Consider the following 12,487-nt stretch of genomic DNA (forward strand, 5'->3'; position numbering starts at 1 on the left):
GGAGATTCAGTAAAACTAATAAAGACTTTCTACTTTATAATGATTATAAATTAATAACTCTATTTGTACGTTACCAAAAAAAGCCCTCATAATCAAGTGATGGAAACTATTCCATATGAATTATAACATCATCTTTCCTATCTTCTTTCATCATGAAGAAAAATATGTATGATTGTTCCAAATTGTAGCACAAACTTTCTCAATACAATGTATTTGACATTGTATTTCTTTTTCGTTATATTGATTTTATAAAATTAAATTGTGCACAACTTAATTAGAAAGGAGTTATGTATGACAGAGAATTCTTTACATCTAGATAACCAACTTTGTTTTTCTATTTACGCCTGTTCTAAAGAAGTTACCCGCTTTTATCGACCATATTTAGAAGATATGGGTATTACGTATCCCCAGTACATTACTTTACTCGTACTATGGGAGCAAGATGGACTAACAGTAAAAGAAATTGGAGAACGTCTATTTTTAGATTCCGGTACGTTAACACCTATGTTAAAACGAATGGAATCATTAAAACTTGTAAAACGCGTTCGTTCCAAAGAAGATGAGCGCAAAGTTTGTATTAAATTAACAGAACAAGGTAAAGATTTAAAAGAAAAGGCTTGTTCATTGCCGACAACAATGGCAACAAATTTAGGAATTACAGAACAAGAATATCGTTCTTTATTAATTCAATTAAATAAACTAATTGAAACAATGAAAACAATTAATGATAGAAAAGGGGAATAAACATGGATAAATTATATACTGCTTCAGTAACTGCTACAGGTGGAAGAAACGGAAAAGTAATTTCAGATGATGGCATATTAAATCTTGATGTAAAAATGCCGAAAGCACTAGGTGGTGCAGGCGGAGAGGCAACGAATCCAGAACAACTATTTGCTGCTGGTTATGCCGCTTGTTTTGATAGTGCATTACAACTTGTCATTCGTACAAAACGTGTGAAAGTAGAAAGTACAGAAGTAACTGCTCACGTTTCTATCGGAAAAGATACAGATGGTGGTTTCGGCCTATCTGCTGTACTTGATGTACATGTTGCTGGCGTCTCTCATGACGAAGCACAAGAACTTGTAGAAGCCGCTCACGGTGTATGTCCTTATTCGAAAGCAACAAGAGGTAATATTGAGGTTACATTAAACGTACGATAAAAAAATTTAGTAAATAAAAAAAACGCGCGACATTCGTCACGCGTTTTTTGTTTTTGTCATTCTATGAATTGCCTTCCACGCTTCTTCTTTTCCAAGTCCTGTTTCAGAAGAGAATAGAACGATTTCATCGCCAATTTCAACAGCAAGCGTTTCTTTTACAACTTTTAAATGCTTTTGCCATTTCCCTTTCGGAATTTTATCAGCTTTCGTCGCAATAATAATTGTTGGGATTTCATAATGCTTTAAGAAATCATACATCATCACGTCATCATTTGTTGGTTGGTGACGTAAATCAACTACTAATACAGCTGCGTCTAATTGCTCACGTGTTGTAAAGTAAGTCTCAATCATCTTGCCCCATGCTGCGCGCTCTGTTTTAGATACTTTCGCATATCCATAACCTGGAACGTCAACAAAATGCATCATCTCATTGATCAAGAAAAAGTTCAACGTTTGCGTTTTCCCTGGTTTAGAAGAAATACGTACTAACTTTTTACGATTTAAAATTTTATTAATAAAGGAAGACTTCCCGACATTTGAACGACCTGCTAATGCAATTTCTGGTAAATCACTGTCTGGATATTGTTCTGGTTTAACAGCACTAATTACAATATCTGCTTTTGTTACTTTCATTGTTTCACTCCTACTAATGCGTGCTCCAATACTTCATCTAAATGAGATGCAAGCACAAACGTAAGGTTTTCTTTTACGCTTTCTGGAATATCATCTAAATCTTTCTCGTTTTCTGCTGGCAAAATAATTTTTGTTAAGCCTGCGCGGTGAGCACTTAATGTTTTTTCTTTTAAACCACCAATTGGTAATACACGACCACGAAGTGTAATTTCACCTGTCATCCCCACTTCTTTACTTACAGGAATACCTGTTAGTGCAGAAATAAGTGCCGTTGCCATCGTAATACCTGCTGACGGTCCATCTTTTGGAACTGCTCCTTCTGGAACATGAATATGAATATCATTTTTCTCATGGAAATTCGGATCAATCTGAAGTTCTTCTGCACGAGAACGAATATAGCTAAACGCTGCTTGTGCGGATTCTTTCATAACATCCCCAAGTTTCCCTGTTAAAATTAATTTCCCTTTACCTGGCGCTACAGACACTTCAATCGCAAGTGTATCACCGCCTGCTGCTGTATACGCTAACCCTGTTGCCATACCAACTTGGTCTGTTTTTTCAGCTTGCCCATAACGGAATATGTGCTTACCAAGTAAATCAACAATGTTTTTCTCTGTTACTACAATACGCTTGCGTTCTGCTGTAACGATAATTTTTGCTGCTTTACGACAAACTTTTGCAATTTGACGCTCTAGCGTACGAACACCGGCCTCACGTGTATAATAACGAATAATTTCAAGAAGTGCTTCATCACGTACTTGTAAATTACCCTTTCGTAAGCCATGCTCTTTTAATTGTTTCGGCAATAAATGTTCACGGGCAATGTGAACTTTTTCAAGTTCTGTATAGCCAGCAATCGAAATAATTTCCATACGGTCAAGCAGCGGACCTGGAACACTTGAAAGTGTATTCGCAGTTGCTACAAACATAACTTTCGATAGATCATACGGTTCTTCAATGTAATGATCACTGAAGTTATGGTTTTGTTCTGGGTCTAACACTTCAAGTAATGCCGCTGATGGATCTCCACGGAAGTCGTTAGACATTTTATCAATCTCATCTAATAAAAAGACTGGATTAACTGTTTTCGCCTTTTTCATACCTTGAATAATGCGTCCTGGCATCGCTCCAACATACGTACGACGGTGACCACGGATTTCAGATTCATCACGTACACCACCAAGGGATACACGGACAAAATTACGATTTAATGATGTTGCAATCGAACGCGCTAACGATGTTTTCCCGACCCCAGGAGGTCCTACTAAGCAAAGGATAGGTCCTTTTAATGAATTCGTTAACTTCTGCACAGCTAAATATTCAAGTACGCGCTCTTTTACCTTCTCAAGCCCGTAATGATCTTTGTTCAAAATCTCTTCAGAATGAGCAAGATCAATCATATCTTCTGTCGCTTCTGTCCACGGAAGTGCTAATAACCAATCCATATAATTACGAATAACACCGCTCTCCGCAGAACTTGCTGGTAACTTTTCATAACGGTCTAATTCTTTCAGTGCAGCCTTCATTGTTTCTTCAGGCATTCCTGATTGTTCAATTTTCTCACGAAGTTCTTCAACTTCCCCGCCCTTACCTTCTTTATCACCAAGTTCAGTTTGAATCGCCTTCATTTGCTCACGTAAGAAATATTCTTTTTGCGTGCGCTCCATTGAACGTTTCACTTTTTGTCCAATTTTCTTTTCTAAACTAAGTAACTCTTGTTCATCTTGAATAATTGAAATAAGTGTATGTAATCGTTCCTTCACAGATACAATCTCTAAGATTTCTTGTTTCTGCTTCGTTTTAATCGGCAAGTGAGAAGCAATTAAATCAGCTAATCTTCCTGGCTCTTCCACATCAGCTACCGTTGCAAATGTTTCATTTGAAACTTTTTTCGAAACTTTAATATATTGTTCGAAATGCTCCAGTAATGTACGCATAAGAGCTTTCTCTTCTAGATCATCTTCCACTTCTTCAGTTACCGTTTTGATAGAAACCTGCACTACATTCTCTTCTTCGATAAACTCTACTACTTCAGCTCTATGTAAACCCTCTACAAGGACACGAAGCGTACCGTTCGGCAATTTTAACATTTGCTTCACTTTCGCCACTGTACCTACACTATATATGTCATCTTCTTTCGGATCATCGATATTCATTTCTTTTTGCATCGCTAAAAAGATGATATTTTCATCCATTGCCGCCTGCTCTAGTGCTTGTATCGATTTATCACGTCCTACATCAAGATGCAGAACCATCGTTGGATATACGAGAACGCCTCTTAATGGTAGGAGGGGTACGATTCTTTCATTCGTATTCATACTAGACATAGCACCTCCATAATAAATTAAACTCCTGTTCAACTATTTTATATTACAATACATCTAGATGCAATTGCAGAGATTTTCCGCAATTGTAAATCCCTCGTTTTTTCTCCCTTTTAAAAAGGAAAAAAGACTCCGCTTAAGCATACAAACTTAAACGAAGTCTGGCAAATTTTATTATCGTTCATTCTCACATTGATTGTGCATCTGTTTCGTCTACAGTAGTATGTATATCAAGGTCTCGATGCATATTTTCCTGCATAAATGTTAGCTCAAATACTTCTTTTAACTTACGAACAGGAATGATTTCAATTCCTTTTATTGTATACAAAAACGGTTGCATGTTTTCAGCAGGAATGATGACTTTCTTAGCACCTGCTTTTTTCGCAGCTTTTATTTTTGCGTACACACCACCAATAGGTTTCACTTCCCCGTGTATACTTATCTCACCGGTCATCGCTACTTCATTACTCACATACGTACGATGCACTGCTGAATATACACCTGTTGCCATAGCAATACCTGCCGAAGGCCCATCAATTGGGATACCACCTGGAAAATTAATATGTATATCGTACCCTTCTGGCAACACATCTAGAGAACGAAGTACTGTTAATACATTATCTACAGAACCTTTCGCCATACTTTTACGGCGGATGGATTTCGTTTGACTACCAATACTTTCCTCTTCCACAATCCCGGTAACATTTACCGACCCTTTATCTTTCGCCTTGATTGCCGTTACTTCAATTTCTAATAACGCGCCTGTATTTGGTCCGTATACAGCAAGTCCATTTACAAGACCGATTCTCGGAATAGGATAAATACGTTTTTCATATTTCGGTGTAAGTTGGCTAGAGTGAACAACCCACTCTATATCTTCATCTTTAATGAAAGAACGTTCTTCATTTATTGCCATACCAGCAGAAATTTGTACAAGGTTAATTGCTTCTCGTCCATTTCTTGCATACATCCCGATCATTTCAACACCATTTTTACCTATTTGCATTTCCACTTTATCAGCTGCATTCTTCGCTACTTTTTGAATCTCTTCTGTATCTAACTCACGGAAAAACACTTCTAAACAGCGTGACCGAATAGCAGGAGGAATCTCCTCTGGCGAACGTGTCGTCGCCCCAACTAAGCGAAAATCGGCTGGCAAACCTTTTTGAAAAATATCATGTATATACGTTGGAATCATCGAATTTTCTTCACTATAGTACGCACTTTCCAAAAATACTTTCCGATCTTCTAACACCTTTAACATTTTGTTCATTTGAATTGGATGTAATTCACCAATCTCATCAATGAACAAAATACCACCATGCGCATCTGTTACAGCCCCTTTTTTCGGCTGTGGGATACCCGCTTGCCCCATTGCACCTGCCCCTTGATAAATCGGATCATGGACTGAACCAATTAATGGGTCTGCAATACCACGTTCATCAAATCTTGCTGTCGTCGCATCAAGTTCGATAAATGTTGCATTCGTACGAAATGGAGATTTCGGATTGCGTTTCGCTTCTTCCAATACAAGGCGTGCTGCCGCTGTCTTCCCGACACCTGGCGGACCATATATAATTACATGTTGCGGATTCGGACCACAAAGAGCCGCTTTCAACGACTTAATCCCGTCCTCTTGCCCTACAATATCTAAAAAGGATGTAGGACGTACCTTCTCCGCAAGCGGCTCTGTTAAAGAAATCTCACGCATTTTACGAAGCTGTTCTAATTCTTTTTTCGATTCTCGATCAATTGAAACTTTTTGTGTTCGCTGATTTCGAAGTAAATGCCAAAAATACAATCCGACAATTACACCAAAAACAAGTTGAACAAGTAAAAATATATTTGTCCAGCTCATAATTTATTTCCTCCCGCAATGTTTTATCATTTAGTATTTCCGCGGAGGAACATAGCTAAACATAAAGAAAAACAGCAATTATAAAAATTGCTGTTTCTTCTTCGCACTATGCAGATGTTTTTGTATCAAGTACAGTACCGTCTTGTAACACCAATTTCGGCGGTTCATTATCAGCTACTGTTTCTTTCGTCAGAATACACTTCTCGATATCTTTGCGAGATGGAAGTTCGAACATTACATCAAGCATTAAGCCTTCAATAATAGAACGAAGTCCACGAGCACCTGTTTTACGTTCAATTGCTTTTTTCGCAATCTCAACTAGTGCACCTTCTTCAAACTCTAACTCAACATCGTCAAGCTCCAATAATTTTTGGAATTGCTTAACAAGTGCATTTTTCGGTTTCGTTAAAATATCTACAAGAGCATCTTCATCAAGCGGCTCTAGGTTCGCAATAACTGGAAGACGACCGATAAACTCCGGAATTAAACCGAATCTTAAAAGATCCTCTGGTAAAACGTGAGATAAAACATGCTTCTCATTTACATCAGCATTTTTCTTCTCAGCACCAAATCCAATTACTTTCTCACCAAGGCGACGTTTTATAATTGGCTCAATGCCATCAAACGCTCCACCACAAATGAATAGGATGTTCGTTGTATCAATTTGAATGAACTCTTGATGCGGATGCTTACGACCACCTTGAGGTGGAACGCTCGCTACAGTACCTTCTAAAATTTTCAGAAGTGCCTGCTGTACACCTTCACCAGATACATCACGTGTAATTGATGGATTTTCGGACTTACGTGCCACTTTATCAATCTCATCAATATAAATGATTCCTTTTTCCGCTTTCTCTACATCATAATCAGCTGCTTGGATTAATTTTAGTAAGATGTTTTCTACATCTTCCCCTACATATCCAGCTTCTGTTAAAGATGTTGCGTCCGCGATTGCAAATGGAACATTTAAAATACGCGCTAATGTTTGTGCCAATAATGTTTTACCACTACCAGTTGGCCCAATAAGTGAAATATTACTCTTCGCTAATTCTACATCATCAATTTTACTGTTAGAATTAATGCGTTTGTAATGGTTATATACCGCTACCGCTAGTGCTTTTTTCGCGTTATCTTGTCCGATGACATACTCATCTAAGATTTCACGAATTTCTACCGGTTTCGGTACATCTTTGAATTCTACTTCTTCGTCCTTCGCAAGCTCCTCTTGTACAATTTCAGTACAAAGTTCGATACACTCGTCACAAATGTAAACACCTGGACCTGCAACTAACTTTCGAACCTGCGTTTGTGTTTTACCACAGAAAGAACATTTTAATTGACCTTTTTCATCATTAAATTTAAACATATTTTCACACCCCTTACAAAGTGCTAACCTCTTGCCTTCGTATGTACACGATAAATGTATCGTATGTAAATACATATTATGTCACTACGTGGCGAGAAATACAAATAATATGACTAGTTATGTACAAATAAAAAAATTTTAAAACTTTTGAAATATGTATATTCGACTTGTAAAGGAAGTTTTCCTTCTTCATCGAAAAGTTTTATAAATATATTTCTATATTTATAAAACAAGGCACGATTAAAATCGCGCCTTGTTATTTTATTATGCAGCGTTGTCTACTAAGAAGTCTACAGCTTTACGCACTTTAAGGTCTTCAGATAAAGCGTCTACGCTTCCAAGAGCTTGCTTGATAGCGTCTACTGGCATACCGTACATTTCAGCCATTTTTTCAACTTCTGCAGTTACTTCTTCTTCAGTAACTTCGATGTTTTCAGCTTCAATGATAGCTTCAAGAACAAGATTGATTCTTACGCGTTTTTGAGCGTCTTCTTTCATTTGCTCTTTTAACTTGTCAGCGTCAGTACCTGTGAATTGGTAGTAAAGCTCAAGGTTCATACCTTGTTGGCTTAAACGTTGCTCGAATTCACGAACCATACGATCTAACTCAGTGTCGATCATAGCTTCTGGAATCTCGATTTCAGCGTTAGCAGCAGCTAATTCTACTACTTCGTCACGTACTTTGTGCTCAGCTTCGTGCTTTTTGCCTTCTTCTAAGTTTGTACGAAGTTTTGTTTTTAATTCATCAAGAGTTGCAACTTCTTCGTCAGCTTCTTTAGCGAACTCGTCGTTTAACTCAGGAAGTTCTTTTGTTTTGATTTCGTGAATTGTTACTTTGAATGTAGCTGGTTTACCAGCTAATTCAGCAGCGTGGTACTCTTCTGGGAATGATACTTCAACTTCTTTAGAATCACCAGATTTAAGACCAATTACTTGCTCTTCGAAACCAGGGATGAAAGTACCAGAACCGATTGCAAGAGAATAGTTTTCGCCTTTTCCGCCTTCAAATGCTTCGCCATCAACGAAACCTTCGAAGTCGATTACAGCTGTATCACCGTTTTCAACAGTTCCTTCTTCTTTAACAACTAGTTCAGCTTGACGCTCTTGTAAAGATTTTAATTCGTTCTCTACATCTTCGTCAGTTACAGTTGTTTCAACTTTTTCTACTGCTAAACCTTTGTACTCGCCTAATTTAACTTCAGGCTTCACTGTAACTTTTGCAGTGAAGATAAGGTTAGCATTTTTTTCGAACTTCTCGATGTTGATTTCAGGATGATCAACTGGGAAGATACCAGCTTCATCGATCGCTTCACCGTATGCTTTTGGTAAGATGATATCTAAAGCATCTTGGTATAAAGATTCGATACCAAAGCGTTGTTCGAATAACGGACGAGGCATTTTCCCTTTACGGAAACCTGGTACGTTAATTGTTTGTACTACTTTTTTGAACGCAGCGTCGATAGAGTTGTTTACTTCTTTAGCATCAACTTCGATTGTTAAAACGCCTACGTTACCTTCTAATTTTTCCCATTTTGCAGCCATTTATTCTTTCCCTCCAACTATAATAATGTATGCACATACCTCTATAGATTAAAATCTTCATTATCTCTTTTTTGAAATAACAAAAGTACAAATAATCCTCTAGCAAAAGCTTTCAGATATAATGTTCCAATCTACTAATTGTCTAAAAGACAACTACGGTATATTTTGTTCGAGAATAATATGAAACATATTAAGTAAGAGATTTACACTTCTCTTCTCTTACAAACAGGCAGATTTCTGCCTTTTGCAACCCTTACATTATAACATAGAATATGCTCGTTTCAAGAACCGAACGATTCTTTTTCATAATTATACGGGCAAATATCCTTCTCTTTCAACACGTAATAACCATTGATAGGCAATATGAAACTCTTCTAATTCAATATTATACGCTGTCATAAGCTCTTCTTCATCAATAGTCAATCCGAAACGCTTTCTTCCAATTCTCTCTAAAACAGCAGCCCAAATCTCCACTTTATCCATTAATAGAGCGAATGGGAAAACGCTAATTCGCAATTCTTTCCAATATGTAACCATCGCATCAAATATATCGGGATAATTTTGCTCTAATCGGCTTGATAATGTATGTATAATGTTATCGGATTGCTCCTCATTATGACCTGTAAATGCTGGAATCACCTTAATCGTATTCCCAAACTTTTCTACCTCTATCTCTTCTTCTATTTGATTTTCTATCATTTTATATAAAATAGAAGTTTTCAAATAAGGGTGCTGTTTTTCGTCTATTAAAAATTTCTTTAAAATAGGTAATGCAAGATCCAAGTCTTTTAACGAAAGTTGCTGAATCGCTCTTAGCTTTTGTCCAAAGTTTTCTCCAAACATTTCATTAGTAAACTCATCCAATTCAAAATTCGAATCGACTAGTGACGTATCTACTTCACTTAACATACCTTCTGCAAATAAAGCGAGCTGTGCTAATTTTTCCTTTTGCTCAGGCATTACATCTTTCGTTTGCAAAACCTTTTCAACGATTTCAATGACACCTTCATAATCATTTGTTTGAACTAAAATCGTCACATATGTTTCAAGAATATCACCAAATAATACAGCTCCTGTTTCAAGTAACTGTTCACATTTGTCTTTCGCTTCTTCCATATGTTTTAATTCTAACAAACAAATAACAGAAGCGAGTTCCGTTTGTTCCGTTTCTGCATTATACTGACGTAATATTTCAAAGCAGCGCAATGCATCTTCGAATTTCCGCTCTTTCAGTGCTAAAAAACCTTCATCAATATATCGCTCTGATAGTTGTGGAAACAATACGACCGTATTTTCTTTTTTATCCATACGTCCGCCTCTTTTTCTAGATTTTAATTATCTTTAAAGTAAATATATCAAATGAGTAATAAGAACACAACATCCCAAAACCCTTTGTTTGAAATATGGAAATATTTAATTTTTACATTTCGATATAAACAAATCCTTACTAAAAATTAAAAATGTACAAATAAAAATCCTCAGCAATTAAAGCAGAGGATTCATCATTAATGGAAAGCTTTTATAATAGTGGGGTATATAACAAGGGTAATAATTTGGAGAACAATAATTGCCATAACAATCATGCTAAAATAGAAGATTGGTTTACTTCGCTTCATTAAAAACATAATAATAAGCATCGTACAAGCAAACAAACTTAAGAAGAACAAACTCGTTGTCGAACTAAGTATACCACTCGGGACAAAGAACAATAACACTACACTACAAGTACCTATAATTCCAAATAACCATTCCATTCATTCACTCATTCCCTTTCCCTCTCATGGCAGTTTTTTTACTAAGCGATTAAATGTTTTACAACATCAACTACATACGTTAATTTCTCATACGCTACAAATCCAAAAGCAACTGTTAAACCCGTTACAATTAATCCTTTCATCATTTCTTCCTCCTCGTTTTATCGTTGTTACCTTTATTATAGAGGATTAGCAATTTGTTACCATCGAACTTCCTTACAGTTACCTTACAGAATTGTAAGATTTCAAAATGGATAGAAAAAAACCTCATATTACTTGAGAGGTTTTCACGGAATTTCTCTATAATTACTTGCAAAATTAACTTTTTCTCCTGGTTATTTTTCGGAGAATCCACTCTTAAACTGATAGATTTACTAAATAACTTAGGGTTGAAATAATTATTTGTTACTTTTCTTAACTTACCTTCAAATGTTTTTAATTATAAGAAAACACTTTATTGAAATCGTGTTAATATATTTTTATACAATTAAGAATTTAATTTAAAAGGGGGATTATGTATGTTTAAAAAAATGGCTGCAGATGTATTAGGGCTAAGCGATGTAGGTTCTGTCATTACACCGAAAGATTACGATAAAGTTGATGCTGATGATTACGTGATGCATGAAGATGGGGAGAAAATTTATTTTTTAATCAAATCAAAATCAGATGAATATTGTTTCACAAACAAAGGATTAATCCACCTAGATGGTACAAGTGCAACAAGTAAAAAACGTACACTACGCCGCTTTAGTTATAGTAAGTATCAAATTAAAAACGTAGCACTTGAAACTGCAGGAACGATTGATTTAGACGTAGAAATTAAGTTCCAGATGGGGGATGAGCATTATTCAATTGATGTTCATAAAAAACATATTGAAGAATTAAAAGATTTATATAAGGCTTTACTTAAAATAGAAGAAATTTCATACGACAACGATATTACATTACAGTATGCACATAAAAGTCTAGATATGGCATCTAACGCTTTCAGCCGTATTTCAAACGCACAAGTAAATTTAGCAGAACAATTTAAAGAAATGAACGAGATCGCCTTTAACTGGCTCGTTGATACGAAGAAACAATATAACGTGAAAGATTATGGTTTTGTATTTGAGAAGTTTATTAATAACTAAACAAGAAACCCTTGTTATCAAAAGATAACAAGGGTTTCTTAGCGTCCCAGGAGAGATTTGAACTCCCACTCCGCCCATTCCCGTACTATTTTATATATTTTGATCGCAGTCTTAATATATCTTCTCCTTCACGAATGCCTGCCGATCCCTTCCTCACATTTTTTACGACAGTCCAATCTGGGTTAGTTTCATCACCGATGTTCTGTACTGTAAAGTTGCCATCACCATATTTCCGGTGACCTTCTGCCAATTTCTCTGTTAAATCATTCTCATTTGATCTAGCCATCTTTGCGCCATCTCCCTTTTTTATACAACCTTCTTAAACTGTCCAACCAATCACACGTCCAGTCAATTGGAGATTCTCGTTTTCCGCTTCTATTAATTGTAACACACTGTCGGGGATAAGTTCCGATAACGGCTACTTAATCGTACTAGAATGGTAAAAAGTTTTATAACATTCTAAGTGAACAATTGGGATAATATAGATATGGATTTAAGTTTCATCATAAGCCTATTGATTCTTTAAATTAAACAAGAGAAATAGGGCGCATAAATAGCGCTCTTTTCTTAATGCACTTTAATCTATTTTATATAATAATTATCATATGTTACTTTATATTTTTTACACCTCTTGCACATACATCAATTTTTAAACAAACAAAAAACCTTGTTATCAAAAGATAACAAGGTTTTTTTAGCGTCCCAGGAGAGATT

At 36.1% G+C, this 12,487-nt stretch carries 11 protein-coding genes; 3 read left to right on the plus strand and 8 right to left on the minus strand.

The genetic code is table 11. The annotated features are described in order from the left end of the window. Window positions 1-291 precede the first annotated feature (291 nt). Window positions 292-744: a MarR family winged helix-turn-helix transcriptional regulator gene (locus GFJ36_RS23090; protein WP_088064515.1), complete on the plus strand. Its 453-nt coding sequence runs from the start codon at window positions 292-294 to the stop codon at window positions 742-744. 2 nt (window positions 745-746) lie between these two features. Next, complete coding sequence (locus tag GFJ36_RS23095; protein WP_048541345.1) at window positions 747-1,163, plus strand: organic hydroperoxide resistance protein; 417 nt, start codon at window positions 747-749, stop codon at window positions 1,161-1,163. A gap of 36 nt (window positions 1,164-1,199) precedes the next feature. On the opposite strand, the gene ysxC is transcribed toward GFJ36_RS23095, so the two are convergent. From ysxC to GFJ36_RS23130, 7 genes are all read right to left on the minus strand, one after another. Further along, a complete protein-coding gene (gene ysxC, locus GFJ36_RS23100; protein ID WP_000869124.1) occupies window positions 1,200-1,796 on the minus strand; it encodes a ribosome biogenesis GTP-binding protein YsxC in 597 nt (198 codons plus the stop codon). Beyond that, complete coding sequence (gene lon / locus GFJ36_RS23105; protein WP_000097312.1) at window positions 1,793-4,123, minus strand: endopeptidase La; 2,331 nt, start codon at window positions 4,121-4,123, stop codon at window positions 1,793-1,795. The genes ysxC and lon overlap by 4 nt, the downstream gene beginning before the upstream one ends. Before the next feature lie 184 nt (window positions 4,124-4,307). Further along, entirely contained in the window at window positions 4,308-5,978 is a 1,671-nt protein-coding gene (gene lonB / locus GFJ36_RS23110) for an ATP-dependent protease LonB (protein ID WP_000119166.1), read from the minus strand. Window positions 5,979-6,084: 106 nt separating this feature from the next. After that, window positions 6,085-7,344: an ATP-dependent protease ATP-binding subunit ClpX gene (gene clpX, locus GFJ36_RS23115; protein ID WP_000472285.1), complete on the minus strand. Its 1,260-nt coding sequence runs from the start codon at window positions 7,342-7,344 to the stop codon at window positions 6,085-6,087. Between the two features lie 264 nt (window positions 7,345-7,608). Continuing rightward, window positions 7,609-8,886: a trigger factor gene (tig, locus tag GFJ36_RS23120; protein ID WP_000729261.1), complete on the minus strand. Its 1,278-nt coding sequence runs from the start codon at window positions 8,884-8,886 to the stop codon at window positions 7,609-7,611. Window positions 8,887-9,195: 309 nt separating this feature from the next. After that, window positions 9,196-10,194, minus strand: coding sequence for a hypothetical protein (locus tag GFJ36_RS23125; RefSeq protein WP_000358261.1), 999 nt, complete (start codon window positions 10,192-10,194; stop codon window positions 9,196-9,198). 197 nt (window positions 10,195-10,391) lie between these two features. Beyond that, complete coding sequence (locus tag GFJ36_RS23130; protein WP_001983650.1) at window positions 10,392-10,640, minus strand: hypothetical protein; 249 nt, start codon at window positions 10,638-10,640, stop codon at window positions 10,392-10,394. A gap of 518 nt (window positions 10,641-11,158) precedes the next feature. Between GFJ36_RS23130 and GFJ36_RS23135 the strand changes: the two genes are divergently transcribed. Further along, on the plus strand, window positions 11,159-11,773 hold the full coding sequence (locus GFJ36_RS23135; RefSeq protein WP_000473869.1) for a PH domain-containing protein: 615 nt from the start codon (window positions 11,159-11,161) through the stop codon (window positions 11,771-11,773). Between the two features lie 85 nt (window positions 11,774-11,858). On the opposite strand, the gene GFJ36_RS23140 is transcribed toward GFJ36_RS23135, so the two are convergent. Then, window positions 11,859-12,059, minus strand: coding sequence for a hypothetical protein (locus tag GFJ36_RS23140; RefSeq protein WP_000124458.1), 201 nt, complete (start codon window positions 12,057-12,059; stop codon window positions 11,859-11,861). Window positions 12,060-12,487: the final 428 nt, after the last annotated feature.

It is taken from the genome of Bacillus sp. EE-W1, from assembly GCF_009760835.1.
GTDB lineage: Bacteria > Bacillota > Bacilli > Bacillales > Bacillaceae_G > Bacillus_A > Bacillus_A wiedmannii.

What these genes read in the sequence shown, in the direction of transcription:
- tig (WP_000729261.1), bottom strand. Translation starts at nt 8,886, where the DNA reads ATGGCTGCAAAATGGGAAAAATTAGAAGGTAACGTAGGCGTTTTAACA.
- GFJ36_RS23125 (WP_000358261.1), bottom strand. Translation starts at nt 10,194, where the DNA reads ATGGATAAAAAAGAAAATACGGTCGTATTGTTTCCACAACTATCAGAG.
- GFJ36_RS23140 (WP_000124458.1), bottom strand. Translation starts at nt 12,059, where the DNA reads ATGGCTAGATCAAATGAGAATGATTTAACAGAGAAATTGGCAGAAGGT.
- GFJ36_RS23130 (WP_001983650.1), bottom strand. Translation starts at nt 10,640, where the DNA reads ATGGAATGGTTATTTGGAATTATAGGTACTTGTAGTGTAGTGTTATTG.
- GFJ36_RS23095 (WP_048541345.1), top strand. Translation starts at nt 747, where the DNA reads ATGGATAAATTATATACTGCTTCAGTAACTGCTACAGGTGGAAGAAAC.
- GFJ36_RS23090 (WP_088064515.1), top strand. Translation starts at nt 292, where the DNA reads ATGACAGAGAATTCTTTACATCTAGATAACCAACTTTGTTTTTCTATT.
- clpX (WP_000472285.1), bottom strand. Translation starts at nt 7,344, where the DNA reads ATGTTTAAATTTAATGATGAAAAAGGTCAATTAAAATGTTCTTTCTGT.
- ysxC (WP_000869124.1), bottom strand. Translation starts at nt 1,796, where the DNA reads ATGAAAGTAACAAAAGCAGATATTGTAATTAGTGCTGTTAAACCAGAA.
- lonB (WP_000119166.1), bottom strand. Translation starts at nt 5,978, where the DNA reads ATGAGCTGGACAAATATATTTTTACTTGTTCAACTTGTTTTTGGTGTA.
- lon (WP_000097312.1), bottom strand. Translation starts at nt 4,123, where the DNA reads ATGTCTAGTATGAATACGAATGAAAGAATCGTACCCCTCCTACCATTA.
- GFJ36_RS23135 (WP_000473869.1), top strand. Translation starts at nt 11,159, where the DNA reads ATGTTTAAAAAAATGGCTGCAGATGTATTAGGGCTAAGCGATGTAGGT.